The organism is Pelatocladus sp. BLCC-F211, assembly GCF_041928655.1.
GTDB lineage: Bacteria > Cyanobacteriota > Cyanobacteriia > Cyanobacteriales > Nostocaceae > Pelatocladus.
This window is the reverse complement of sequence record NZ_JBHFLM010000050.1, coordinates 31,635-58,572: the sequence shown is the minus strand read 5'-3', so window position 1 is coordinate 58,572 and position 26,938 is coordinate 31,635. Positions and strand designations below refer to the sequence as shown.

Sequence of the window (26,938 nt, the reverse complement as noted above, 5' to 3'; positions counted from 1 at the left end):
GGGACATGGAAGACAAGGGAGAATTATTCAACAAATCTCTGCCCAATCCCTTTTCCCTGATCCCCTTTCCCTGATCCCCTTTCCCTGATCCCTTCTCAAGCCACTTGACTAGAACTTGATCTCAAATTAACTACGTGTTCTGGGACTCCAGATTTACGAACGGTTGTGTGGCTATCATGGTTTAGTCCAGCGATTGTAACATGCTTATCGAGGCGGTGATATTTGCTTACTACCTTGGCGATCGCATTGGCTGCGGCTTGATCCCATACATGGGAACGATGAAAATCAATGACTACTTTGTCTGTATCTGTAGTGTATTCAAACAATTCTACAAACTGGTTCGCGGAACCAAAAAACAATTGACCGTGAATGTAATACACTCTGTTCTCATCACGATCAATGCTAACTGTAGTCCCAATTTGAGCTGCTTGCCAGCCAAATATTAGTAAGTTCAGAATTACTCCTGCTAGTACGCCTTGGGCTAAGTCGTGTGTGGCTAGTGCAACTATGACTGTAAAAGGCATTACTAATACTTCTGGTAGTGGTGTCTTTCGTAATACCTTTAAAGACTTCCAGTCAAAAGTTTCAAAGGACACCATAATCATCACACCAACCAATGCAGCCATGGGAATTTGCTGTACAAGATCCCGCAGTACGAAGATAGAAAACAGCAAAAACGCACCAGATACGAAGGTAGACAAACGTCCTTTCGCACCACATCTAGTATTGATGACAGATTGTCCCACCATACCACAGCCTGCCATCCCACCCATTAACCCAGTAACTGCATTAGCTATTCCTTGACCTTTTGTTTCTCGATTCTTAGAAGTGCGAGTGTCAGTTAGTTCATCGACTAAAGCGGCTGTTAACAATGATTCTAATAGTCCAACGATCGCTAAGGTTAGTGAGTAAGGTAGGATAATCATGAGTGTTTCTAGGGAGAAACTAACCTGGGGTATGTGTAACACAGGTAAGTTGCGTGTAATTTCTCCAATGTCTCCGACTCGACGAATATCTAAATCCATTGCGATCGCGACAATGGTCATAGCAATAATTGCTATAAGTGGTGAAGGAATGCTCTTTGTCAGACGTGGGAATAAGTAGACAATCGCCAGTGTGACAGCTACCATCACATACATTTGCCAAGGTTCCCCAGCAAATAACCTTAACTGAGCGGTAAAAATCAAAATTCCTAAAGCATTAACAAATCCAGCAATAGCAGATTGAGGAATAAAACTGAAGCATCTTTCTAACTTCAAAACCCCAATTGAAAATTGAATAATTCCTGTCAAGATGGTAGCAGCAAATAAATATTCTACTCCATGCTTTTCAACCAATTTTGTCATCAGTAACGCCATTGAGCCAGTCGCGGCTGAAATCATGCCTGGGCGTCCTCCTACTAAGGAAATGACCACTGCCATACAAAAAGATGTATAGAGTGCTACCATTGGGTTAACTTTGGCGATCGCAGCAAATGCCAAAGATTCTGGAATCAGCGCTAATGCTACTGTTACACCTGCAAGTACCTCGGTTTTAATTTTAGATATATGCAGATTACTCGTTATTTTTTTCTGTAAGAATTGAATTTTATTCCTCTGTTTTTTGTTAGCGTTTTCTCGTCGATTGAAAAGCATGTTTAACCCTGCTACTGTGGTATTGTTGTGTAGCTATTTACTGGCAAACTAAAAATTAATTGCTTCAAAAATGCAATTAATGCAGATATCTTCATCAAGTGTCTGATAGACCTGCATGAAGCTATAGAAAACAAATGCATTAGTATTAGATAAAAATCAAAACTAAGCTATTTTTACACCATTAAAGTCATATATTTCAGATATATTTGTCAAGCAATTATGATTTTGATTTCATCTTCATACTGTTATGAATATGTATAAAGTTTAGATAAAGATATTGATATTGACCGTATAAACCCTAAGAAAGTGTCTTCTCAACTCACAAACGCTATATAGTCTGTCAAACTAGTTTTGAGGGTTTGTAGTTGACCAATAACAAGTGACGACTCTCTCTAGTTAGCTTTATGAAACTTTCTTTACCAATAAGAAAGGGACTTTTGTATGTCCTGTTGACACTGTACGCTGTTATTACCATCATTCCGTTTTTGTGGGCGCTTTCGGCATCCTTTAAGCCCCTGTCTGAAATAGTTAGCAGCGAAGCAAATTTTTTGCCCAAAAACTTTACTCTTGACAATTACAAGCTAATTTTCCTGCAAGAACCACTATTTCTGCGTTGGTTATTCAATAGTGTAGTTATTGCCGTTTGCGTCACTATTTTAAACTTGCTGTTCAATTCAATGGCTGGTTACGCCCTCGCAAGATTGCGATTTCGGGGTAGACATTTTTGGTTTTTACTGATTTTGGCAGTACTCGCAGTACCAGCACAAATCACACTAATTCCAACATTTTTGATTTTAAAAGCTTTCGGCTGGCTGAATTCCTATCAAGGTATGATTGTCCCCAGTATGGTGAATGCCACTTTCATTTTTATGATGCGGCAGTTTTTTGTTAACTTTCCTAAAGAATTAGAGGAAGCTGCTGCGCTTGATGGTTTAAGTTCTTTGGGGATTTTCTGGCGTATTGTTTTACCCTTGGCAAAACCAGCATTAGCAGCGCAGGCAGTTTTTGTTTTTATGGGTAGTTGGAATAATTTTTTGCTGCCTGTGGTGATACTGTTTGATCCGGAAATGTTTACTCTGCCTTTGGGTTTAAATTCTTTCAAAGGTCAGTATATCAGCTATTGGAACTATATCATGGCTGCTTCAATGGTGTTTACTCTGCCAGCTTTAGCTATTTATGCTTTTTTCAATCGGTACTTTATTCAAAGTGTGACTTTTACAGGAGGGAAGGGGTAGGAATTGGAAGGGAGACAAAACAAGTCAAAAGTCATAGACGCGCAAGCGGCTTCCCGTTCGACAAAGTCGTTCCCGCAGGGTAGGGTAAGTCAAAAGTCAAAATTAAGAACTTGTTGCCCAATGCCCAATGCCGAATTGCGATCGCAACTTCTTTACAGTAAAAATACTCATACTTCTATTTGTCTGTTTTCCTGTTTCCCTAGCCAGTAGTTAGGGCAACAAATTGGCCTCTTAACGTGATATTTGTATAACAGCGACTTTATCTATATCTGTCAGTTAACATACTTTATGGGTTGTGCAAACCTATTTATCACAAAGATACCAGCAGATAACATCCATCCTGTAGGAGAGGTTTTATCTGTATGCAACCGATTGCAACCAATATAGTTTAGTTCGTTGTTAGTGGTTGGTGGAACAAACAACAAACAACAAACAACAAACAAAAAACAAAAAACAATTGACAACTGGCAGTTAACAACAAAAGATTGAGTATCGCGAGATTTAGCTGTGTTGAGCGTCAAAATCTTTAAGGGGAAAGATGTTAAAAAGACTAATTGGCATTTTTGTAGCTACTGTGTTGCTGACTTTTCAGTTTGTTGTTGGTAGTGCAACAGCAGTGGAAATAGATCAAGCTTCACGCACAGTACAGTTAAATGAAAAGGGTGATACAGTTGTAATCAGCCTGAAAGAGCTTACAGAAGGCAAGCGCTTGTTTAACAGTACTTGCTCTCAGTGTCACCCTGGTGGAATTACCAAAACCAATCAGAACGTCGGGCTTGATCCTGAAGCTTTGGCATTGGCAACACCACCCCGTAATAACATTGAAGGACTAGTGGATTACATGAAAAACCCCACTACCTACGATGGAGAATATGAAATTTCTGAGTTACATCCCAGCATCAAGAGTGCTGATATTTTCACAGAAATGAGAAATCTCACTGATGATGATTTGAAGGCGATCGCTGGTTATATCTTAGTACAACCGAAAGTAATTGGTATCAAGTGGGGCGGTGGTAAAATTTATTACTAAACTCCCGGTCACTAACATAGTCATCATTTCTTAGTCATCAGTTTTTAGTCATTAGTCTTTTGGTAAGTAGTCCGAGATGATTGGGTCTACTTACGAGAGATTAATGACTATATTTTTGATCATTTTTCCAAAAAAAATCTTACATCTACGACATCTTGTCATATTTGGCCTTAATTTTATCTAAAATGAATAGAGGAAAATAAAACTTGTTGATTGGAGAAGGCTATGAAATTAATTGCGGCCGGCTTGCGTCGCTTTGGTCTAGCGGTGTTAACAATTCTTTTAGTTGTTGGTAGCTTTGCTGTTTTCACTCCTAGTGCTGCTGCTGATACATATACAGTAAAACTTGGCAGTGATAAGGGAATGCTGGCGTTTGAGCCTGCAAAGTTGACTGTCAAGCCAGGTGACACAATTAAATGGGTAAACAACAAAGTTCCTCCCCACAATGTTGTATTTGATCCTGGTCAGTCAAAAAGTGCTGATTTAGCGAAAGCTTGGACTCACAAGCAGTTGCTGATGAGTCCTGGTCAAGAGTATGAAACCACAATCCCCGCAGATGCTCCCAAGGGTGACTATACCTTCTACTGCGAGCCTCACCGTGGTGCTGGCATGGCTGGTAAACTAACTGTTGAATAATTAGGCACTCCACTTGAGTTTTAGCAGAGGTTTCTGTGGAAAACTAGACTTGGCATACTCTTCGAGTGATGCTTCGCCACACTAAACGAGAATGCACACATAACTCAAATGCGATGACGAGTCTGATTCCTACTGTTGATGGTACTAGAAGCCAAATGGCAAACTAGAGAATAGACTCGTCATCCGATTTTGGATTTTAGATTTTAGATTTTAGATTTTAGAAGACGCAACTGATTCCAGGGATAAATCCACTTTTTACACTGCTCGGAATTATCGTTATTCCGCAAAGTCGTGCCTGTTGAATACGCCTTGAAAGCTTTGAACAGCCATAGAATATTACTGAAAGGATTTTTCAATGGCTGGAAGCTTATTGCGAGGTCAAGACTTTGAGATTACTATTATTAATTTTGCTATTTGCGATCGCTCTGTTTATTTTTATATTTATCAGTCCAGCACAGGCGGCTGAAATTCCTCCTGCTGCCAAAATATTTGCTTCTAACTGTGCTTCTTGTCATATTGGTGGTGGGAATATTCTCATCGCTGAAAAAACTTTGAGAAAGGAAGCCTTACAAAAGTATCTGGAAAATTATAACGCTAACTCACTTACAGCAATTATTCACCAAGTACAAAACGGTAAAAATGCTATGCCTGCTTTTAAAAGCAAGTTAAGCGAAGATGAAATTATTGAAGTAGCTACCTACGTTTTTCAGAAAGCAGAACAGGGTTGGTAATCAGTTATCAGTTATCAGTAATCAGTTATCAGTGAACAAATTACTGATAACTGATTACTGTTTACTGTTGATTAGGGTTTTGTCTTTCCTGTTTAACTTGGCGCAGCTGTTGTATTAGTTTTTGGTTGGGGTTTTGAGTGTTTTGATTAACTTGTGGTTGGGATAGTTTTGGTATGGGTTGAGCTTGATTTGTCCCCACTTGTACTGATTGTATGGGTTGCTGCTGTTGGGGTGATGATTGATTTTGGGGAAGCGATCGCAAACGCTGTTTTAAATCCTGCTGTCCATTGGGAGATGGCTGTGTTTTAGTTGTTTCCAAAATCGGCAATTTTTGAGGAACTAGTGCAGGTAATTTTGATGGAGTAGCTGTTGCGGGAGCAATATTATTATTCGGTAAGAAAGAGAGTCGAAATGGATAATACTGGGGTTTGCCATTAGCCTGCACAGGATTTTTCTGGAAATACTCTCTAAAATATTCCCGTGCTGCTACTTGGAGGCTAGATGAAGCTGAATTGTCCAGAAATTCTATAGATTCTACCTTGCCATCGGTGTATACCAAACCACCCTCTATTTTACCTTCCTGACCTCTTTGACCACTAACGGTTTCGGAGATGAGTTTCTTGGTTTCAATGTTGGGGTATTGATCTCTTACTTTTCGCAATTGATCATTTAAAGAATTTATTTTGGCGATTTGCTGTGCTGTCGTCTGGGATGTTGTTGCTGTTGATGGCAAATTGGATGTCTGAGGTGTTGTAGGCTGTTGTGATTGCCATTGTGGTAAGTTTGTACCTCCCATCGCTAGGTTACTTCCTGGTTGTGGAGTACTTGTAGCAACAGGGAATTCCTGATTTGACAACCCATTTGGAGTACTAGAATTAGGAGTACTAGAGTTATTGGAATAAACGGAAGTCGGCGTGTTAGGTAAATTAGTGGGAATGTTAGCAGCTTGTAAATCCGGTAAGTTTGTGGGGTATTGGGAGTTAGGCGTATTGACAGAAGAAGGTAGTGGCTGCGGTTTTCCTAAGTCAATTTCATCTTGCAAACGAGCTACTTTCCGATCATTTACACGCGGAACAGTTGTTGTATTGTTCTGGCTGCTGTCAAAATTTGATTGAAGTGGGAAATTTGGGTTCTGTTGTACCTGCAACTGGCTCCTCCTCGGTAGAGGTAGGATGCTAACTCGATTTGGAGATACGGGAATAGAGGTTAGTGGCGGCTCAACCAGAGAAGTTGGTGATTGCTGCGTGGGTAAGGGTGTTGATTTGAACGCAAAGTTGGGAAATGGGGGAACTTGCGCTTGTAGAGGAACTTGTCCAGCTTGGGGAAGTTTTCCTTGTAAGGAAATCCCTGGTTGCTTGGGAAGCGCAGATGTAGTTGTCTGTGGCAAACGACTTTGATCAGCCTGGTTTAATTCAACAAGTCCGACGCCTGTTTTTGGTGATTTTGTCTGTTTTGGTTGAGTTTCCATCTGCATCCACGGCAGAAATAATGCGATTACACCGTGGATACCAACAGAAGCTAATACTGCTATTCCTGTTGGCTGACTAATTATTTCTGGTATGCTTTTTAATACGGAAACGTATGACATAGTTGTTATCGTTCACTCGGCTTGATTAAAGTAAGCTGACAAACCTAAATCTTTGACTCAAGTAATCTCTCTTTTGTAACTGCGTTCCTCTACAAATAATAACTTCCTGCGTCATCAGTCAAAACAGGAAAACTCCAAAACCTTAAAACTATTTTATTAAAATTGATATTATATTGTACTAAAAATTGACTTTGGTCAATCCTAATCTTCAACAATAGTTAATTTTGTTAGCATTGCACAATTATCACAATTATCAAGATTGCAACAGTGAAAAGAAAAGCTCAAGCTGATGTTTTGCATACAATAGCTCTAGATTAGGCAGAGGAAAAATTTTCTACTTTGTAATTCTAAGTGCAAACATACAAAGCTTCCTCAATGCTAAAACTTTTGAGCGGTACTTAAGTATAACTTAATCTATTGAGATTAGCTAAGGCAAATCAATAGACAATTAAGAGAAATTCAAAATCTGATACCATTTCACAAAGATCCTGATACATATTAGATGTATTGTAGGGGCGTGCAGCCATACACCCCTACCGATATATTTGTATCATCCAAAAAGTTAAAACCCTTGATTTTCCGTTGCGTCTATGGTAACTCAATCAATTAATACCAATTTGAAAAATGAATGCGACAGATAGACTTACAAAACTCTTATGCACAAAGAGTTTCCCAATCCAAAATCTATAGACGCACGAAGTGCGGCTACTCGACAGAGTAATCTAAAATCCAAAATCGTATAAGCTTGATTACTGACTACTATTCAGTTTCTATAAATAATTCGATAAATAAAGTCCTGATGTATCCAATACATCAAATTTTCATAATTCAAGATGATATAGCTTGATACTTACTGATTAATTCATTTACTAGCTTGTATTCAAAAGAATTACAAAAATTTCATAGGAATTTAGTATAATACAAGAGAATATTAATCATATAGAAAAATTTTTCGGGGCATCCTTAGCGTCATTTGTCACGCAGTTGTACCTTTTGTAATCAATGATCTGCTGCTTAAATCCTGATTGCCCACATCCCCTAAATCCTGATGGAAAGGAGTTCTGCCAAACTTGTAACAGTCCCCTCGTACAACTGTTACGGAAACGTTTTCGTGTCATCCGCGTGCTTTCAGATGAGGGTGGATTTGGTAGAACTTACTTGGCAGAAGATAAAGATAAACTTAACGAACGCTGCGTTATCAAGCAATTAGCACCTAAATTCCAAGAAAGCTGGGCCCTTTCTAAAGCAATGGATTTATTTCAAAGAGAGGCGCAGCGTTTGCAACAACTCGGAGAACATCCGCAAATCCCAACTTTATTGGCTTATTTTGAAGAAAACACATACCTCTATTTGGTGCAGCAGTTTATAGATGGAGAGAATTTGTTAAAGGAGTTGCAACAAAAAAGAGGGTATAGTGCTAAAGAAATTCGAGAAATTTTGTTAGATTTACTACCTGTTTTAAGATTTATTCATGAACGAGGAGTTATTCATAGAGATATCAAGCCACAGAATATTATCCGCCGTAAAAATGATGGGCGTCTATGCTTGATTGATTTTGGTTCTTCCAAGCAATTAACAGCGAAAGTACATATACAAATGGGTACTTCGATTGGTTCACATGGCTATTCCGCGATCGAACAAATCAGAGATGGGAAAGCCTACCCAGCCAGCGATTTATTCAGTTTAGGAGCTACTTGCTTTCATCTGTTGACAGGAGTTTCTCCTTTTAAATTGTGGACAGAACATGGCTATGCTTGGGTGCAAGATTGGCAACACTATTTAAAGAGTCCGATCGCCACTGAACTGGCTGAAGTTATTGACAAACTATTAGCAAAAGATACTCACCAGCGTTATCAATCAGCTGAACAAGTTCTGAAAGCTTTGATGTCTAAGCAGCTATCAGAACGAAAAACAGAAGTAGCTAACTCATCGGTAATACTACCACCAACTCAGCCGCCATTTGTACCTAAAAAATACACGTTGGTAAGAAATTTATTCTTGCTGAGTTCTTTTGTCATGTTGATCGTCTTGGGTGAATTCTTCTATCGCCAATCTCATCACTTTGACATGTCTGTTTCTTCTCGTTTTGGTCAATCAGAGAACACAGCAACAAATACTGAAGCAATTCTTCCCCAATCGTCTAAACTGCCTATGGGGAATTTTTATTTGGCGCATACTTTCAAATCACCCTCCAAATCGGTTTTGTCTGTTGCGATTAGCCCAGATGGTAAAACAATTGTCAGCAACAGTGGGGACACGATTAAACTTTGGAGTTTAATCACCGGACAGGAAATCATTACTTTGAAAGGGCATAGCGATCGCGTTAATGTTGTTAGCATCACCCCAGATGGGCAAACCTTGGTCAGTGGTAGTGAAGACAAAACCATCAAGCTCTGGAACCTGTCCAGAGGACAGGAAATCCGAACTTTTGAGGGACATACAAACTCAGTTCATACCCTGGTTATTAGCCCGGATGGTAATCTTGTAGCCAACGGTAGCGACGATAACACGATTAAATTATGGGATTTAGCAACTGGCCAGGAAATTCGCACTTTTAATGGTCATACCTCTTGGGTGCGATCTATCGTCTTCAGTCCTGATCAAAAAACATTGATCAGTGCTAGTCGTGATCAAACTATCAAAATTTGGGATGTGACAACCGGAAACGAGATTCGTACTCTTACAGGACATACCCAAGCTGTAACATCCATCGCCATTACGCCAGATGGGAAAACCCTGATCAGTGGAAGTGATGATAAAACCATCAAAATTTGGGATTTGACAACTGGAAAAGAAATTCGTACCCTTTTGGGCCATTCTGGAGGAGTTCGAGCGATCGCCCTGAGTCCAGATGGTCAAACTCTTGCTAGCGGTAGTAGCGATAAGACTATTAAATTGTGGAATATAAAAACGGGCGAACAAATTCGCACCCTAGCAGGACACGGCGACGGAGTCCAGTCTCTAGCTTTTAGTCACAATGGCAACATCCTAGTCAGTTGCGGTTTTGACAACGTCATCAAAATTTGGCGAGTCTCAACTTAATCATTTTTTTACATATAAAAAGTAATGTTAAATCTTGACCAATAAATCTGAAAAGTCATTCATCCAATGGGTAAATAAATTTATCCCCAAGAAAATATATCAAATCTCTGGTTTGTGAATTTCACAGCGTGAGACTTAAGCAACTGCTGAATTTGCAATATCTGTACAAATGAGCTACTCAAAAATCAAAATCTTAACGGGTGCGGCGATTATACTTTTAGGTTCTGGAGGAACTTGGCTGTGGCAATCTGCTCCAGGTGCCACCAGCTTGTCTCCTGAAAGCCTTAGTCAGCCGAATAAAGCAGCATGGGCAAATGTTGGGGTCGGCGACGCTCTCACCCTCAAAGGACATGCCTACCCCGTTTGGTCTGTGGCGATTAGTCCAGATGGTAAGAAACTTGCTTCTGCAAGCACAGACAAAACTATCAAAATTTGGGATGTGACAACAGGCTCGGAATTACACACCTTGAAAGGGCATTCTGAATGGATCAACTCTGTTGCTATCAGTCCAGATGGCAAAATGCTTGCGTCTGCCAGTGCAGATAATACCATAAAACTTTGGGATTTGCAAACAGGAAAATTACTTCAGACTTTAAAAGGACATCTTGCCTCAGTTCAGTCTATTGCCTTCAGTTCAGATAACCAAACTTTAGTTAGTGGCAGTTGGGATCAAAGCATTAAACTCTGGGATGTAGCCACAAGCAAACAGATTCGTACCCTCAAAGGAGATTGTGACGTAGTAGATGCGATCGCTATTAGCCCCGATGGAAATACAGTTGCAAGTAGTAGTTATTTTGACAGCAGTGTGAAACTGTGGAATTTACACACAGGAAAACAAATTCGCGTCTTGAGAGGTCACACACAGGCCGTTCATTCCCTTGCTTTTACTCCTGATAGCAATACTTTAGCAACTGGTAGCTGGGACAACACGATCAAACTATGGAATTTGAAAACAGGTAAAGAAAGTTACACATTTACAGGTCATACCAATAAGGTTTGGTCTATCAGCTTTAGTCCAGATGGGAAGACTTTGGCTAGTGGTAGTTGGGACAAGACCATCAAACTTTGGAATGTGAACACAGGAGAAGAAATTCGCACTCTCACAGGACATGACGACAAAGTTTGGTCTGTCGCTTTTAGTGCTGATGGTAATTCTGTTGCAAGTAGTAGTCTAGATAAAACGATCAAGATTTGGCGGGTATCGCAGTAAAGATTAGTGGTATAGCAATCGGTGTAGGAGTTGTGAAAATTAAGATAGCCAAATCCCCGATTTCTGCGAAGTCGGGGATTTTGTTGTTTACTAAAAAATAGTCAATCGATATGTACCTGTTCGTTGAGGGACAGAGGAAATGACCACAACATAATAAGCTCCATCTTCAGGTAACTTAGCTCGATCAATCAGAGCGGTGTATCTACCATCTTTTTCATTATCCGCAGCAATGACTTGACCTTTGGAGTTGAGCAGAACGATGTAGGGGGAAAACTGTTCTAGAACACTATCTACACGTATACTCACAAGTTGGTCTTTTTTACCCTCAAACCTAGAAACATTGTAAGGACTACCATTGTTTTTAAGTTTAGAGCCGTTTGCTGTCAATTGGTCTGATTCATCGAGAGTGTAACTAGCTCTGTCGTTCCTTAAAGCTAAACTATAGCGACCTATTTCTCCAGGATTGCGACTAGTGACTGCGATGGTATAAACACCTCTAGCAGGTAATCTGACAAATAGAAATGCGTCTTTGACTTCCCCATTACTACCTGTTTCCCCACTGCTTCTTTTAGCAAGAACGTTATTGTTGGGGTCAAGCAAAATCATGAATGGATTTAGATTCAGATTGTTAGAACGGCGTTGGTCAGCACTACCAATCAGTCTGATTTGAATTAATTGATTTTCTCTGCCTTCAAACTGATAAAAGTGAAAATACCTACCTTGAGATTTAAAATCACCTGGAGCTAAGACACCCAATTGAATGTCTACAAAGTTAATTGGTTTGGCGTTAGGTATTTTGCTACCAGAAACAGGTGAGCCACCAGAATTCCTATTATTATTTGTAGGCTGAGTCCTAGAAGGTGAAGAATTAACAGGACGAGAAGTTGGCTGTGGCGCTGGTTGGGTATAAGTCGGTTTCGGCGTATTTGGTTTAGAAGGACGAGAAGTTGGCTGTGGTACTGGTTGGGTACTGGGAGTAGAACCAGTACCAGAAGGTTGGGGTTTTGGAGTAGATGTTGGTGTTGGTGTTGGAGTAGAACCAGTACCAGAAGGTTGGGGTTTTGGAGTAGATGTTGGTGTTGGTGTTGGTGTTGGTGTTGGAGTAGAACCAGTACCAGAAGGTTGAGGTTTTGGAGTAGATGTTGGTGTTGGAGAGGGTGTAGGTGTGGGGCGGATGGGAGATTCTATCGGTTGATTAGTTTGAGCCGCTGGGGATGGTTGCGTAACAGGAATTTGCTCAATCGCTTGTTTGACTGCTTCTGGTTGTCTCTCATCTGGTGTTTTAGCAATTGTGAATTCTTCAGACTGTTTGGGAATTTCCAACGCAGCTATAGGTAGAGCATAATTTGTGATTAACAAACTACTACTCAGAGAAATAATTAAAGCTAAATCAAATTTATTCCAAAAGTTTTTGTTATTTCTTCCTACGAACATATCAATCCTCACAATTTTGATGCATAGATAATATATGAAACACAAAAAGTTTAGTTTAATAATCCTAAAAATACCCTAAAAATCATCTTGATTGTAATGAGATTTTTAAGTATAAATAATTTTAGTGATTTTGAAATTAGGCATTACTTATAAATCAAATTTTCATTGTAGGTAGTAATAGGCTCCTGCTTTTATTACTTTAGATAGTTGTTTTTATTAGATATTGGATATATTCACTAGCCACAAAATATTGTATCTGCTTTGCATGGTATTTACTAAACACAAGTATTATTGATGAATTTTTGATTCCTAACCGTACAAGTTTGTAAAAAAATGTTGTTTCCCTGCTTATTTGGTAATATATAAAATGTGGACATAGACATACTAATATCAGCACCTGTGCTGCTGGCAACCACGATTATAGAAAAAATCCCATACTTTAATTTTAAATTGCCTAGTTACCAATAGATTGATTCTGGAGTCAGAAACTTTGTTTTGGCAAATTAATAGCAAAATGATACGTCATGAATTAACATATACTCAAGCTGCAAATTTCTTGCTAGTATGATTTGCTGCCTAAATCCCGATTGCCAAGATCCTTTAAATCCTGATGATAGCCAATATTGTCAGAATTGTGGAACCCTACTAATACCTCTGCTTAGAGGTCACTACCGTGTTATCGACAGATTGTCTGTAGAAGGTGGATTTAGTATCACCTATCTAGCGGAAGATATCGACAAACTAAATGCAAAATGTGTTGTTAAGCAACTCGCCCCAAAAGTCAAAGACACAGGGGCTTTAAAGAAGGCTGTCCAGCTTTTTGAACAGGAAGCCCAACGCCTACAAGAGTTGGGAGAACACCCACAAATACCCCATCTGCTAGCTTACTTTGAGCAAGATAACTATTTATATTTAGTACAACAATATATAGATGGACAAAATTTATTAAAAGAATTGCAGCAGCAAGGTAGATTTAGCGAGAGAAAAATCCGAGAACTTTTATTGGATTTACTACCAGTTCTGAAATTTGTTCATGATCACGATGTAGTTCACCGAGATATCAAGCCTCAAAATATTATTCGTCGTAAATCCTTGCATCCTTCTGTAGAAAGAGATTCCAAAGGAGAGCTAGTATTAATTGATTTTGGAGCCTCAAAGCTGCTAACGACAACAGTGCAGCCGAAAATGGGAACAACTATTGGTTCACATGGGTATACTCCCGTTGAACAAATGCAGGATGGAGAGGCTTATCCAGCTAGTGATTTATTTAGTTTGGGCGCCACTTGTTTTTACCTGCTAACTGGAACTTCCCCATCAAAATTGTGGATGCAACAAGGCTATGGTTGGGTGTCATCTTGGTGGCAATATTTTAGTACTCCTAGTAGAGGTGGACTCGCCCTTTCTATGGAGTTGGGTAGGGTTTTGGACAAGCTGCTCAAGATAGAGATTCAAGAACGCTATCAATCAGCCGATGATGTAATTAGAGATTTATCACGTCAACCATCACCATTACCAGAACTTGATGAAACTGTATTGTCAGGTTCGTCAGAAAATAGAGGCGGATTTTTTGCACAATCAACTAAAAATTTTAAAAATAGATTATTCATTAATGCTGTAATTGTCATATTGGCATTAGTAGGGGTTTGGTATTTTCAGTCTCGCCCACAGGTAACTCAGTCTGCTGATCCTGTTCCACCTCAAGAGACTGTGACTGTAACTCAAAAATCTGACGAACCCATCACTTTAAAAGGACATGCTAGCGATGTTAATTCTGTCGCTTTTGACTTTGATGGTCAAAAACTGGCTAGTGGTAGTGACGACAAAACTATTAAAATTTGGGATTTAGCAACTCAAAAAGAAATTCAGACTTTACGAGGACATTCTGAATGGGTTTGGGGTGTCGTGTTTAGTCCTGATGGACAAACTCTTGCGAGTGCAAGTGCAGACAAAACAGTTAAATTATGGGATTTAGCAACCGGAAGGGAAATTTTCACCCTCAAGGGACATAAAGCTGGTGTCACTTCTGTAGCTTTTAGTCCTGATGGGCAAACTCTTGCTAGTGCTAGTTTAGATAAGACGCTCAAACTGTGGAATGTCAAAACCGGCAAAGAAATTTGCACTCTTGCGGGACATTCTGGGGCGATCGCTTCTGTAGCTTTTAGTCCCGATGGACAAACTGTTGCTAGCGGTAGCTGGGATAAAACTATTAGACTGTGGAATGTCAATACTGCTAAGAATATCCGTACCTTAAAAGGACATTCTGATTTAATTGTTTCTGTAGCTTTTAGTCCCGATGGTGCTAGCCTGGCTAGTGGTAGTAAGGACAAAACTATCAAACTGTGGAACTTGGCAACAGGAAAAGCAACTCTGACTTTAAAAGCCCATACTGATAAAGTCAATTCCGTTGCTTTTATATCTAATACTGCTAACAATAAATCTTTAGATAAAGTGAGTCTTGTCAGTGGTAGTAGTGACAATACGATTAAACTGTGGAATCTGAAAACAGGAAAAGAAATTCGTACTCTCAAAAGAGACTCTGGTTATATCTATTCTGTTGCCATTAGTTCAGATGGACAGACTGTTGCTAGTGGGGGTAGTGCAGAGAATATTATTAAGATTTGGCGAGTGCAGGATTGAGTTTGGGAATTGGGGATTGGGGATTGGGGATTGCATCTAGTGGTGATGTATCTTGTTGTCGGACAATGGTGTATTCCTTAAACTGACGTTATGTGCTACGACAAGCTTGGCGATCGCACTTGCGGAGTAAAGAGGACTAATTAATATAACATTCTACTATCAAATATTTCACCTAGTATTTTCTTAGTTTTCAATGAAATTATCTATTTTTTGACAGGTAATTGCACTGGTTGTGTAATATTAGAATTGCATGATTTCAACTTGACAGATACAATCCCAATAGACGCTATTACGGTCACGCAAGCGATAGCAAAAGCCATTGCTATTAAAGGTATAGGATCTCTACTCGAACCATGTTCGACAACAGATTGTTGCACTGGTTCGATAACAGATATTGGTGTCTGCTCAATTGAGGTTTTTGGTGCAATACCTAAAACGTTTTCAACATAGTCTAGAGCAAGGGTTAACGAATCTACATTAATATTGCGCCATGTTGTTTGACAAATTGATTTGTGAGTAATGCAAGCTTCGTATTCACCAGAATCAGGGTCAGAATAAAATTTCAGGTAATAATCATTTGGTAGCTTCACTCTGGGAGTCTTGAAAAGTTGTAACTCTTTAGGATCTACTGTAAAGTTACGACTTTGGAGTAAGCTAACAATCTCGTCTATTGTAATCATGGGTTGAGCTTACTTGCTTTTAGGAACACAGCTAATAAAAATATCTAGCGACTCATAGAGATAATTTCTCCTATACTTTTCGACTATATGAGAGTCTTGGGTAACATTAAACAACTCGTGAATAATTTTATCAGTAGCGTCTCCTTGGGCTTTTCGTCTTCCTATATCTTGCTTAATTTTGTTGAAAGATTCTGATTTTTCACTATCAACTTTTTTCTTGATATTATCCCGCCACTCTCCATTAGTATTAGACAGATAATCTGTGACCAAGGGTTCAATGATCGCAAACTCATGAGGTTCAAAAATATTCTTGGATTCGTCTTTTTCTGGTCTTGTCCCACTGGTTGCTCTGAAAGTAAGGCTTATTACAGTTCTAAATTTCATCACTACCCAATTAAGAATCCAATGGATCTCTAACTTATACGTGCGCTCTAACCAAGTTCTTAGTTTTATTTTGCCAGATTCGTTTACAACTTCATTCCAGTACTCGTTGGTAATCTGGATAGCTGCTTTTCTCCATTCAGGGATGAGAAACGCGGTTTTACCTAAGATCACCAGGTCTTTTTCTAATATCTCTGTCATTCGACCAGCTAACAACTCAGCTAACTCTCCAAATTCTGTAGAGTCATTAGCGTTAGAAATATCATCACACTCCAAGTAGAAATCGAGCATGGAGTCTGTACTAACTAAATGAAACCCATCATATTCAGTGGTTTCAATTTTGATCTGCCGCAATTTTTCACGGGTAACTTCTTGAGGATTTCTACTATCATTTGATAATTCTAGTAGGATACTAACAATATCCTCTAAAACTAGTCTTCCATTTTTTCCATTTTTATCACAGTAAGCTCGAAATCTTAAGCCTTTATACGAGTACTCGCGACTAGTAAAGTCCACTCTTTTTCTCCGATGCACCTGCAAAATCACTGATACTTGCATACTACCACTTTCAGAACGGAGTCTCAGCAAGTACTAGCGTACTACTAGGAAACACATTTTAGGAGATTAGCTAAATTTTGTCTGGATCAATTCCTAATTCCCGCAACTTTTGGGCTAGTTGTTCCGCACGCTGTTGTTGTTGTTGTGCTAATTCCTCTGGTGTTGGTAACTTTCGACCTTCTTGGTCATACCAGTATAACCACTCTCGTGTACGTCCTTGATAGGTTCCCTGTTCTCGCCCAATTGCTAAACCAATTTCTGACATCCAGACACGCGCACCTGGTTGTAATACGTAATTTCCCTCAACTAAACGATACACCTCTAGAGGTTCTCGCTTGCGTCGATAGCGGCGAGTCGGTACGTAAATCGCGTAATATAAAATTCCTAAGCTGGCATAATCAAGCTTTTTCTGTTCGTACTCACCACCGTAAGTTTTGGAAACAACTTCTAACGCAAAAATGGGGACAATACCATCTTCTTCCCACAGCACATAACTTAAACGCCCATCTTCGTCAACAAACCGTTCTACTCCCAAGCTGAGAAACCCATCTGGTACTAATGGTGATTTACTGGGTGCATAGTAAATACCCATATCAATACCAAAAAACCAATCACTACGCTGACTCCATGCTAAAGCCAGAATTCCTGCTAACAAATTCGGAATCAGATTTTGTAGTTCGTTATCCACTGGGGTGTCATCAGAATCGGGAAGTTCTGCTGAGGATGGCAGACAGTCTAAGGGATTGTACTGTAGCATGACAGCCTTCGTCTAGGTTGCTAAGTCTATTTTAGGTTAGTCAAATGGGTGTTGAGAGCGATCGCACTATAATCCTAATCTCATCCTATCTGCTTTGTGAGAATCGTAATTGAGAGTGGGGTTTGCACCCTACAGTTAATTTATATTTCTTCATATACATTGAATTTTTCCCGCCGACTTACTTAGGTAAATTAAAATTAGCGAAAAACCACCAGTATAAAAAGCTGGTAGTTTTAACTGTAAGAAAAAGTTGTTTTAATTAAGTAAAACTTGCACTTTTTCTCCTGGTGAAACTAATGTTTGTCCCACTGATAGCACAGCTAAAGCGTTGGTCTGGGCGAGATTAATTAAATTGCCAGAACTTTGATTTCCACCAGCCAGATGAAACTTGTAAATTCCGTTTTGTAAATCTAATTTGCCCCAAATATAAGTTTCCCGCTTCCCATCAGATCGTAATTCCTGACGGGTGGAGGCTTTGATAAACTTTGGTTGCCAACCTTCTACTAATCCAGAAAGTTTTTTGATCGTTGGTTGGACAAATCGCCAAAATGTTACCAATGTTGAAGCTGGATTTCCTGGTAAACCGAAGTAAATCACTTGATTTCTAAATGTTGCAACGGTGAGGGGTTTACCGGGTTTCATCGCCACTGCTTGAATATGAATTTTTCCCTCTAAAAACTTGACAATTTGCTCAACATAGTCATAGTCTCCCACAGAAACACCACCAGAAGAAATTACTATATCGGCGTTGGATACTGCATAGGCGATCGCTTTTTCTAAAACACCTGGTTCATCTGGGACTATACCTAAAATTAGTGGTTCTCCCCCACTCTGCCGAACTAAAGCTGCTAAAGCATACTGGTTAGAATCGACGATTTGCCCTGGTTGCAGGGGTTGATCTGGAGCTACAAGTTCATTACCTGTAGAGAAAATTGCTACTCGTGGACGCCGGTAAACACTGACTTGCGTACACTGGGCAGTTGCTAATACAGCAATTTCTGACCCATGTAACATAATTCCTGGTGGTAACAATTGTGTCCCAGATTGATAGTAAGCTGCACGCTGTCTGACAAATTCTTGTGGTTTTGTGGGTGGTGTCAGGATGAGTACACGATTTTCCTCTCGCTGTGTATATTCCTGCATGATCACTGTATCAGCACCTGCTGGCATTACCGCACCTGTGAAAATCCGCGCTGCTTGCCCTTTTTGGATGGTAGATTGGGGCTGATATCCGGCAGGTATTTCTTCAATAATTTCTAAAATCGCTGGCTGTTGTTGAGTAGCTTGCTGGACATCAGCGTAACGTACTGCGTAACCATCCATCGCAGAATTATCCCAATGGGGAAAGTCCAACTGACTCGTAACCACAGAAGCAAGAATACGACTATCCGCTGCGAACAAATCGACAATTTCTGTATCGTACTGATTGTTCAGAGGTTGTACCAAATTAAAGATAATTGCTTCTGCTTCGGTGACTGACAGCATTAAGGATAGTTCCAACTAAATAGGGTTTGCTGAAAGTTTCTAGGGCTTACGACCCAACGTAAAAAATATAGTTATATCATTCCAGATTCCTTGTTCTGTAACTAATGCTTCTAGTTCTGAATTGTGGCTTCTACGACTATATAAATCAGCAGTTTTTTGCTTGTACTCGTCTAGCATCAGCTATTCACATCTATTTCTGGCCAAAGTCGTTCTAACTGGCGTCGCCAAGCAGCTAAAGTTTCTTCTCTTGCTTGTGGAGTTTGGTTTTCATCCCCCATTAATCCTTCAGCGTAGAAGCGTTCCAGATTTTGCATTGTGGATTGGAGGGATTGGCCTTGTAGTTTTGCTGCTATAATCACCTGGCGGATGCGACTTTCTACTAGTCGATTAAAGACATCATCTAAACCGACTGCGTGTAAAGCAACGAGTCTAGCGATCGCATCTCGAAAATCTTCTACAACTAAACTGTTGCAGCTATGTTGAAATACGCCCCAGACTACACCTTGCTGTAAGGCGTAGCGTATTTGTTGAGTATCATCAAAATTCGCTTCTAAAAACTGTTCAAAAAAAGGTTGAGCTTGTTGTGCTGGTACGATTGGTATCATAACTCGCAACCAGCTTTTATCTTCTGAAAGCATTACCAGTAGACGAAAGGTAGAAGTTTCTACTTGCCAAGAACCGGATGCGATCGCTTTGACATCTGCTTCACCAAATAATTCTGTCAGCGTAGCTGCTATTTCTGAAGGTGTCATAGTGTTTTTTTTGATCCACCCTCTAGACTAGCGCAGCTTTGGTATTAATTGGGTCTTGGGGGTTGGGAAAAAGGGACAAGGGAAGGGGGACAAGGGGAACCACTGCGTCCTTGCGGGTTAATAGCGTTGTAGCACGTGGCGTGGACAAGGAGGAGAATTTGGTCAATGCTGTGTTTGTAAACCATACTTGACGATCAGCAAACAATTTCTCCCATCTGCACCACGTTCGTAGACGACATGATCAACTAGGCGTCGCAGCAGAAACCATCCATACCCACCTACTTGTAGAGTACCTGGTTCTGGTTCGGCGATCGCATCCGGATTAAAAGGTTTACCATAATCCCAAATTCTAATCTCTAGTCGATCCATCCATAGAGAAACGTCTATATCAATCGCTGTTTCTGGGGGAAGAGTATGATGAGCATGGCGAACAGCATTAGTAAAACCTTCTGCTAACGCCAGGTTCAGGCGATAAAGTTGACCTTCTGACCAATCAAGTTTAGATAAATGTTGCAGGCAGAATTGCTCAAACCACTGTTGTACTCGGTTTAGAAGCTTGAGTTCGCTTTTCACAGTCAGATGGTCTTGCTGCACTATGCTAAACATTGACCTTGACATGTAGGTGTATGGGTGAAAAATGTTTGTAAGTAGATCAGCATAAACATGTTTTGTTGTTTGTTGTTGGAAATAACCACCAATCACCAACAAAATTGGTTGTTATGTCTTGTTTGGAGTACTCACCAACTACTAAATACTATAAGGGCAGGTTTTACCATGATATTATTTAGACCTAGTGACAGGATATAACTTGAAACCCTCGCCTATCAATTGCCTCCAGACTTATATTCATTTAGATTCAGTTATTTATACAAGTAAGTCGGCGTCACAAATTCTGTATTTGTAGTAAGCGCTACTCTGCCTTGAAGCCGCTAGCTAACGCAACGCCTTACGGCGAACGCGTCTACAGCGCTTCATAAATTACCAGGAGCTAATTTTCAAGTTTTACTTTTCTTTACATAGTTTTGTGGATTTGCGCCAACTTACTTAATCTATGTCATTTTTTGATTATAGATTTCGTTGATTATAGATTTTGGAATAATATTTTAATCCAAAATTGAAATCAGAAAAACTTAAGATTTCAAACGCCAACTAAATTATTAAAATTAACGCCTGTAGAGTTCTCAAAGAAAGTACACTTCGCTTGCACTTGTTGAGAAATCTACAGGCGTCAAATAGGTTTATGGTGACGTGGTATTTAGAACAATCCCAAAGTCAAAGATTTATCCAATGGGAAGGTAGCACCAATTCCTAAGTAGAGGGTAACAAGAGTACCGAAAAGAAAAACTGCTGTTGCTACAGGACGGCGGAAGGGATTTTGAAACTTGTTGACGTTCTCAATAAAGGGAACAAGAATCAAACCCATGGGTACAGCGCTCATCAGTAATACTCCTAAGAGTTTGTTGGGAACTGAGCGCAAAATTTGGAATACAGGATACAAGTACCACTCTGGCAAAATTTCTAGTGGTGTTGCAAAGGGATTTGCTGGTTCTCCGACCAAAGCCGGGTCTAGTACTGCTAGAGCCACAATGCAAGCGAAACTTCCCATAATTACAACTGGAAAGACGTAGAGTAGGTCATTGGGCCAAGCGGGTTCGCCATAGTAGTTATGACCCATCCCTTTAGCCAGTTTGGCTCTTAAGGCTGGATCGCTTAGGTCTGGTTTCTTTACTGTTGCCATTTTTAAATGTTCTCTCCTGCTGACATCGAGTTAAAGCGTTTGTTTAAGCCTCGAGCTTCAGGCACTAGCTTTCAGCTTAAGATGTAACTGTTTGTTTTTTTGTCTTCTATTTGTCAATAAGTTTGTGATTTTTTATTCAGTTTAAAACAAACAGCTGAATCTGAAAACTGAAAGTCAGTGCCTGATGACTCTTTGGGAGAAGCATTTATGCTTTTAAGCTCTGTGACTGGTGAGCTAACTGCCACAAAGAATGCTTCACCCCCATCTCAATTACAATGGGCCGGAAATTCCTTGCTTGCGAATCATCAAGAAGTGGAACAACATGAAGACGGCAATTAGCCAAGGCAATACAAAGGTGTGGGCGCTGTAGTAACGAGTTAGTGTTCCTTGTCCAACGCTGGAACCGCCACGCAGTAGTTCAGAAATCAAGGTACCAACTACAGGAATTGCTTCTGGTACACCGCTAACGATTTTCACCGCCCAGTAACCCATTTGATCCCAAGGCAGAGAATAACCAGTTACACCGAAAGAAACGGTTATGACTGCTAGGATGACTCCACTAATCCAGGTCAACTCACGGGGCTTTTTAAAGCCACCGGTGAGATAAATCCGGAATACGTGCAGAATCATCATCAGCACCATCATACTGGCAGACCATTTGTGGACGGAGCGAATTAGCCAACCAAAGCTCACATCATTCATGATGTGCTGCACAGAAGCATAAGCTTCCGTGACAGTTGGCTTGTAATAGAAGGTCATAGCAAATCCAGTGGCAAACTGGATTAAAAAGCAAGTGAGGGTAATTCCACCCAGGCAGTAGAAGATGTTGACATGGGGAGGGACGTACTTGCTGGTGACGTCTTCTGCGATCGCTTGAATCTCCAAGCGTTCCTCGAACCAGTCATAAACGTTGGCCATACAATCTCAAGTTCCTAGAAATCGATCGCGGTTGATAAATCTCCGACTTACCGGGGATTGGTGATTGGGAGCGAGGATTGGGGATTGGGGATAGGTGGGGGACAAGTGAAGAGGGACAAGGGAGACAACTTCTCAGTTATCAGTGATCAAATTAAACTGGTAACTGTTAACTGTTAACTGTTAACTGATTCATGCCCAATGCCCGATTCCCGATTCCCGATTCCCGATTCCCGATCCCCTATCTTTAGTCCCCGCAAAGAGAGGATAAGCTCGTTTGTTGATGAGCCTCATGAGTGTTAATAATTTAAAAAAAACTTAACACTCTGCAAAGATAGAATATATTGCGTTCTCTTTGCACCCAATCAAAAAATATTGGACACAAAGTAGATTTTATCGTTTGTGGAGGGGCTTTTGCACCGAATCAGGAGATTAAACCTCTTGATTTCCAAATCCACCACTTCTATAAAAAAAGTAACATAGTCGAGAGATAGATTTCATATACCAATTACAAAAGTAATTTTTGTAATTGGTGGTAAAGAGCAAAAAGTAAAGGTTAAAGGGTAAAGATTCTTTCTCTTTCTCCCTTTCCGCTGAAGGCTCTTTTCCCTCTTACTTAACCTGAAAATGGGTGTGGGGGTGTAGGGGTGTATGAGGAGTTCTATTTTTATGTTTGGTTGTGGGATTTTCCCGTGATTGACTGACTTCTTACAGAAGTCTAAATTTAGGTAAATGCATCAAACTAGACAATTTTGGCTAGAAAATGGGATTAAACATGGGGTTAATGCATAAACGGGTTTTTCGGGTTGGGTTGTCACTGTTCGTAGCGTTTTGGCTAGGATTTTGCAACTTTTGTCAACCAGCAATGGCTTTGACTCAGGAACAAAGGCTGGTGTCAGAAGTATGGCGAATTGTTAACCGTACTTATTTAGACGACACGTTTAATCATCAAAATTGGGCAGCTGTGAGGCAGAAAATTCTTTCCACATCTGTGTCAGATCAAAAATCAGCCTACACAGCAATTCAAAAAATGCTCAAAAGCCTTGATGACCCCTTTACCCGTTTTTTAGATCCAGAGCAATACCGCAGTTTACAGGTAAATACGTCTGGAGAACTGACTGGGGTGGGCTTGCAAATCGCTTTGAATCAACAGACAGGTGGTTTGGAAGTAGTGACTCCCATTGCAGGCTCACCAGCAGAAAAAGCCGGAATCCGACCACGCGATCGCATCATCAAAATAGAAGGGATGGTGACACAAAACCTTACCCTTGATGAAGCCGCTGCTAAAATGCGTGGTCCAATTGGCAGTTTCGTCACCTTGCTTATCGAACGGGATAGAGAAGGACAAAAAGAGTTTCGAGTGATGCGCGATCGCATTTCCCTTAACCCTGTGGTGGCAGAGTTACATAATACTCCTTCAGGACAGCCCTTTGGATATATTCGCCTCACTCAATTTAACGCTAATGCTGCTATGGAGTTGGCACACGCCATTAACAGTTTAGAAAAAAAAGGTGCATCCGCATATATTCTAGATTTGCGAAATAATCCGGGTGGCTTACTACAAGCAGGAATTGAAGTTGCACGTCTGTGGTTAAACTCTGGTGTCATAGTTTACACAGCTAATCGCCAAGGAATTCAAGGTAGCTTTGAATCATTTGGCCCAGCACTCACAAACGATCCGTTAGTTGTTCTGGTCAATGAAGGAACAGCTAGTGCTAGTGAAATTCTCGCTGGTGCATTGCAAGATAATGGTCGTGCCACACTTGTAGGGGAAACAACCTTTGGTAAAGGCTTAATCCAATCCTTGTTTGAATTGTCAGATGGTTCTGGTTTAGCAGTAACAATTGCCAAGTACGAAACCCCAAACCATAAAGATATTAATAAATTAGGTATAAAACCAGACAAAATAATTTCCTCTGCACCAATCACCCGCGAACAAATTGCTACAGAAGCCGATCAGCAATATCAAGCAGCTATGAAAGTGCTAACAGAAAATTCAGTGATCGCAGGTAGGGCGGCTTAATTGGGCATTGGGCATTGGGCATTGGGCATTGGGCATTGGGCATTGGGCATTGGGAAGAGACTTGTTAACAATTCTTAATTTTAACTTTTGACTTACCCTACCCTGCGGGAACGACTTTGTCGAACGGGAAGCCGCTTGCGCGTCTATGACTTTTGACTTGTTTTGTCCCCTATCCCCTATCCCCACTCGCTAGGCGTTGATATGCATTATCTATTACACGCTTGCCTCTGAGAAAACCCGTATTCGCTCCAGGACAAATATATTTTAATGTTTCTGGAGTAAAGTATTCTAGAAGCATTTTTATGTTTTTTATTTGTCTATGCCAGTGGAAAGTCTTAGCTGTTTTTTGTGGAACTGGTTCGCCTTGCAGGTTAGGAACTAAGTGACGTCCAGAAAACAGCACGCCTCCAGACTCACTATAATAAAGGCAAGACGAGCCGGGAGAATATCCACACGTCCAAATCACTTTTGTGATGGAATCAAGGACAAATTCTTGACTAAAAGTAGTTACAGATAATTCAGGTAAGAGATATGCTTCTTGCTCTTGAATTAAAACTTCACAATTGAAGATTTGCTGGTATTCTACTGTCTTACCAATAGCCCCTCTGTGGGTGAGAAATAACCAACGTACACCACCATGCGATCGCATGAAATCCTGGTAAGTTTGATCAAAAGCTGGACAGTCAATAAGGATGTTACCTTCTTTTCTGACAATAAAATAAGCGGTTCCCCCTAGTGTGTCCCGATTTGGTGGAAATGCAAAAATAGTATCGAGAACTTCTTGTGGTGGCTTGGCTAAATGATTTGATTCTTGAGACAAGGGACACATGAGAAAAACAATTTCCTTGAGGAGTTTTGACAAACCCGGTTTAAGTATAAAACTTCTCGGAGGCAAAAAGGGGGATAGTGTCTATCTTGTGGCAATAATAGTGGTGCGGTTGACCACAAGTTAGGACTGACGTTTCAAAATAAACTAAAATCACATGACAGTTTGGTTTCTAATTCTACTGGGACTAATTACTTATCTAATGGTGCAGCGTAGTGTGGCTCGCCTGACCCGGACTCCTGTCTGGTTATTGTGGTTAGTATTAATGACTCCAGCAATGTTGTGGACGGGATGGACGGTAATGCATGGAGACAAACAACCACTACCGCGATCGCTTATGATCTGGCCATTAGTAATTTGTCCTATTTTATACTGGGTGCTATTTCAGTCGGGACGCCAACCGCAAAAAGACAAACCAACTGAAGATCAAGCATCACAAGCCGAATCTTCTACACCCCCTACAGAACCAAATTCTGTGCGTCCGATTCAGCCCGACGAAGAACAAAAACTGCGAGATTGTTTTCCTTGGTCTGTATATTACATTCAAAATATAGAATATAGACCCCAAGCTGTAATTTGCCGAGGTCAGTTAAGAAGCAAACCAAACGAAGCTTATCAAAAGATTAAAGAAAATATAGAAACAAAATTTGCGGGTCGATTTTTGGTGTTCTTTCAAGAAGGCGTCAATGGTAAACCCTTCTTTGTGTTAATTCCTAATACTCAAGCTAACCAAGGTAATGCGCCCAGAAAAGAAGAACAACTCAAACAATTTGCTTGGGCATTTTTGTTATTATTAGCGACCTTGGTAACAACTACCAAAGTTGGAGTTGGAATAGCTGGTGTTGAATTAACAATCCGCCAATTTCAATCTAATCCAAGCCTATTTTTGCAAGGATTACCCTACGCCCTAGCTTTAATGTTGATTTTGGGTATCCACGAACTTGGTCACTATTTAATGGCGACGAGACGCTACAGAATTCGCTCAACTCCACCTTACTTTATTCCCATGCCATTTTTCTTGGGAACTTTTGGTGCATTTATTAAGATGCGTAGTCCTGTACCTAACCGTAAAGCTTTATTTGATGTGAGCATTGCTGGGCCTTTGGCAGGTTTTGTAGTGACATTACCCTTATTAATTTGGGGATTAGCTCACTCTACGATTGTCAGTTTGCCAGATGACAAAACAGGACTATTAAATCCGGATGCGCTTAATCCTAAATATTCTATTTTATTAGCATTGCTGTCAAAACTGGCTTTGGGTAGTCAATTAACACCACAATCTGCGATTGATTTACATCCAGTAGCTGTCGCTGCTTGTTTGGGATTAATAGTGACTGCGTTAAATTTAATGCCAGTGGGACAATTGGATGGAGGACATATTGTCCATGCCATGTTTGGACAAAGAAATGCTATTGTAATTGGTCAAATTGCTCGTCTGTTATTGTTGTTGTTGTCTTTAGTCCAGCCAGGATTTTTCTTGTGGGCATTGATTTTGTTGTTCATACCTTTAATGGATGAACCTGCTTTAAACGACGTCACTGACCTGGATAACCAACGTGATGTTTGGGGATTGTTCGCAATGGCTTTATTAGTGATGATTATCCTACCATTGCCGCAGGCGATCGCCAGTTGGTTACATATATGAA

The 26,938-nt window shown here is 40.3% G+C and carries 22 protein-coding genes; 9 read left to right on the top strand and 13 right to left on the bottom strand.

The window, feature by feature from the left end:
• Window positions 1-95: 95 nt before the first annotated feature.
• Window positions 96-1,634, bottom strand: a complete 1,539-nt coding sequence (locus ACE1AT_RS05235) for a SulP family inorganic anion transporter (protein ID WP_374866240.1) — start codon at window positions 1,632-1,634, stop codon at window positions 96-98.
• Window positions 1,635-2,038: 404 nt separating this feature from the next.
• Between ACE1AT_RS05235 and ACE1AT_RS05230 the strand changes: the two genes are divergently transcribed.
• The 4 genes from ACE1AT_RS05230 to petJ all read left to right on the top strand — a co-directional run bounded on the left by ACE1AT_RS05230 (window position 2,039) and on the right by petJ (window position 5,266).
• Window positions 2,039-2,869 carry a carbohydrate ABC transporter permease gene (locus ACE1AT_RS05230; protein WP_374866239.1) on the top strand — a complete coding sequence of 277 codons (831 nt, stop codon included), beginning with the start codon at window positions 2,039-2,041 and terminating at the stop codon, window positions 2,867-2,869.
• 538 nt (window positions 2,870-3,407) lie between these two features.
• Window positions 3,408-3,899 carry a photosystem II cytochrome c-550 gene (gene psbV, locus ACE1AT_RS05225; protein WP_374866238.1) on the top strand — a complete coding sequence of 164 codons (492 nt, stop codon included), beginning with the start codon at window positions 3,408-3,410 and terminating at the stop codon, window positions 3,897-3,899.
• 225 nt (window positions 3,900-4,124) lie between these two features.
• Complete coding sequence (gene petE, locus ACE1AT_RS05220) at window positions 4,125-4,535, top strand: plastocyanin (protein WP_096675218.1); 411 nt, start codon at window positions 4,125-4,127, stop codon at window positions 4,533-4,535.
• A gap of 386 nt (window positions 4,536-4,921) precedes the next feature.
• Window positions 4,922-5,266, top strand: a complete 345-nt coding sequence (petJ, locus tag ACE1AT_RS05215) for a cytochrome c6 PetJ (RefSeq protein WP_374866237.1) — start codon at window positions 4,922-4,924, stop codon at window positions 5,264-5,266.
• Between the two features lie 61 nt (window positions 5,267-5,327).
• Here the strand turns inward: petJ and ACE1AT_RS05210 are convergent, their stop codons facing one another.
• Window positions 5,328-6,854, bottom strand: coding sequence for a hypothetical protein (locus ACE1AT_RS05210; protein WP_374866236.1), 1,527 nt, complete (start codon window positions 6,852-6,854; stop codon window positions 5,328-5,330).
• A 1,002-nt stretch (window positions 6,855-7,856) separates the two neighbouring features.
• On the opposite strand from ACE1AT_RS05210, the gene ACE1AT_RS05205 reads away from it, so the two are divergent.
• The gene (locus ACE1AT_RS05205; RefSeq protein ID WP_374866235.1) at window positions 7,857-9,896 is read left to right on the top strand and encodes a protein kinase; all 2,040 of its coding nucleotides are present in this window, start codon (window positions 7,857-7,859) and stop codon (window positions 9,894-9,896) included.
• A 169-nt stretch (window positions 9,897-10,065) separates the two neighbouring features.
• Window positions 10,066-11,106 (top strand): WD40 repeat domain-containing protein, encoded by a 1,041-nt coding sequence (locus tag ACE1AT_RS05200; protein ID WP_374866234.1) that lies wholly within the window; start codon window positions 10,066-10,068, stop codon window positions 11,104-11,106.
• Window positions 11,107-11,196: 90 nt separating this feature from the next.
• On the opposite strand, the gene ACE1AT_RS05195 is transcribed toward ACE1AT_RS05200, so the two are convergent.
• Window positions 11,197-12,540, bottom strand: coding sequence for a peptidase (locus ACE1AT_RS05195; RefSeq protein WP_374866233.1), 1,344 nt, complete (start codon window positions 12,538-12,540; stop codon window positions 11,197-11,199).
• Between the two features lie 564 nt (window positions 12,541-13,104).
• On the opposite strand from ACE1AT_RS05195, the gene ACE1AT_RS05190 reads away from it, so the two are divergent.
• Complete coding sequence (locus ACE1AT_RS05190) at window positions 13,105-15,177, top strand: protein kinase (protein ID WP_374866232.1); 2,073 nt, start codon at window positions 13,105-13,107, stop codon at window positions 15,175-15,177.
• Between the two features lie 203 nt (window positions 15,178-15,380).
• On the opposite strand, the gene ACE1AT_RS05185 is transcribed toward ACE1AT_RS05190, so the two are convergent.
• The 9 genes from ACE1AT_RS05185 to petB form a co-directional block, all read right to left on the bottom strand.
• Window positions 15,381-15,857: a hypothetical protein gene (locus ACE1AT_RS05185; protein WP_374866231.1), complete on the bottom strand. Its 477-nt coding sequence runs from the start codon at window positions 15,855-15,857 to the stop codon at window positions 15,381-15,383.
• Window positions 15,858-15,866: 9 nt separating this feature from the next.
• A complete protein-coding gene (locus ACE1AT_RS05180; RefSeq protein ID WP_374866230.1) occupies window positions 15,867-16,796 on the bottom strand; it encodes a hypothetical protein in 930 nt (309 codons plus the stop codon).
• A gap of 70 nt (window positions 16,797-16,866) precedes the next feature.
• A complete protein-coding gene (locus tag ACE1AT_RS05175; RefSeq protein WP_374866229.1) occupies window positions 16,867-17,553 on the bottom strand; it encodes a Uma2 family endonuclease in 687 nt (228 codons plus the stop codon).
• Window positions 17,554-17,808: 255 nt separating this feature from the next.
• A complete protein-coding gene (glp, locus tag ACE1AT_RS05170; protein ID WP_374866228.1) occupies window positions 17,809-19,038 on the bottom strand; it encodes a gephyrin-like molybdotransferase Glp in 1,230 nt (409 codons plus the stop codon).
• A 39-nt stretch (window positions 19,039-19,077) separates the two neighbouring features.
• A complete protein-coding gene (locus tag ACE1AT_RS05165; RefSeq protein WP_374866227.1) occupies window positions 19,078-19,215 on the bottom strand; it encodes a hypothetical protein in 138 nt (45 codons plus the stop codon).
• Entirely contained in the window at window positions 19,215-19,790 is a 576-nt protein-coding gene (locus tag ACE1AT_RS05160; protein WP_374866226.1) for a hypothetical protein, read from the bottom strand. The genes ACE1AT_RS05165 and ACE1AT_RS05160 overlap by 1 nt, the downstream gene beginning before the upstream one ends.
• 162 nt (window positions 19,791-19,952) lie before the next feature.
• Window positions 19,953-20,396, bottom strand: coding sequence for an ATP-binding protein (locus tag ACE1AT_RS05155; protein WP_374866225.1), 444 nt, complete (start codon window positions 20,394-20,396; stop codon window positions 19,953-19,955).
• Between the two features lie 649 nt (window positions 20,397-21,045).
• Entirely contained in the window at window positions 21,046-21,528 is a 483-nt protein-coding gene (gene petD, locus ACE1AT_RS05150) for a cytochrome b6-f complex subunit IV (protein ID WP_374866224.1), read from the bottom strand.
• Window positions 21,529-21,798: 270 nt separating this feature from the next.
• A complete protein-coding gene (gene petB / locus ACE1AT_RS05145) occupies window positions 21,799-22,446 on the bottom strand; it encodes a cytochrome b6 (RefSeq protein ID WP_374866223.1) in 648 nt (215 codons plus the stop codon).
• A 772-nt stretch (window positions 22,447-23,218) separates the two neighbouring features.
• Here petB and ctpA point away from each other — a divergent pair.
• Complete coding sequence (gene ctpA, locus ACE1AT_RS05140) at window positions 23,219-24,466, top strand: carboxyl-terminal processing protease CtpA (protein WP_374866222.1); 1,248 nt, start codon at window positions 23,219-23,221, stop codon at window positions 24,464-24,466.
• 169 nt (window positions 24,467-24,635) lie between these two features.
• On the opposite strand, the gene ACE1AT_RS05135 is transcribed toward ctpA, so the two are convergent.
• A complete protein-coding gene (locus tag ACE1AT_RS05135; protein ID WP_374866221.1) occupies window positions 24,636-25,295 on the bottom strand; it encodes an MBL fold metallo-hydrolase in 660 nt (219 codons plus the stop codon).
• 154 nt (window positions 25,296-25,449) lie between these two features.
• On the opposite strand from ACE1AT_RS05135, the gene ACE1AT_RS05130 reads away from it, so the two are divergent.
• Window positions 25,450-26,937 carry a site-2 protease family protein gene (locus ACE1AT_RS05130; protein WP_374866220.1) on the top strand — a complete coding sequence of 496 codons (1,488 nt, stop codon included), beginning with the start codon at window positions 25,450-25,452 and terminating at the stop codon, window positions 26,935-26,937.
• Window position 26,938 lies beyond the last annotated feature (1 nt).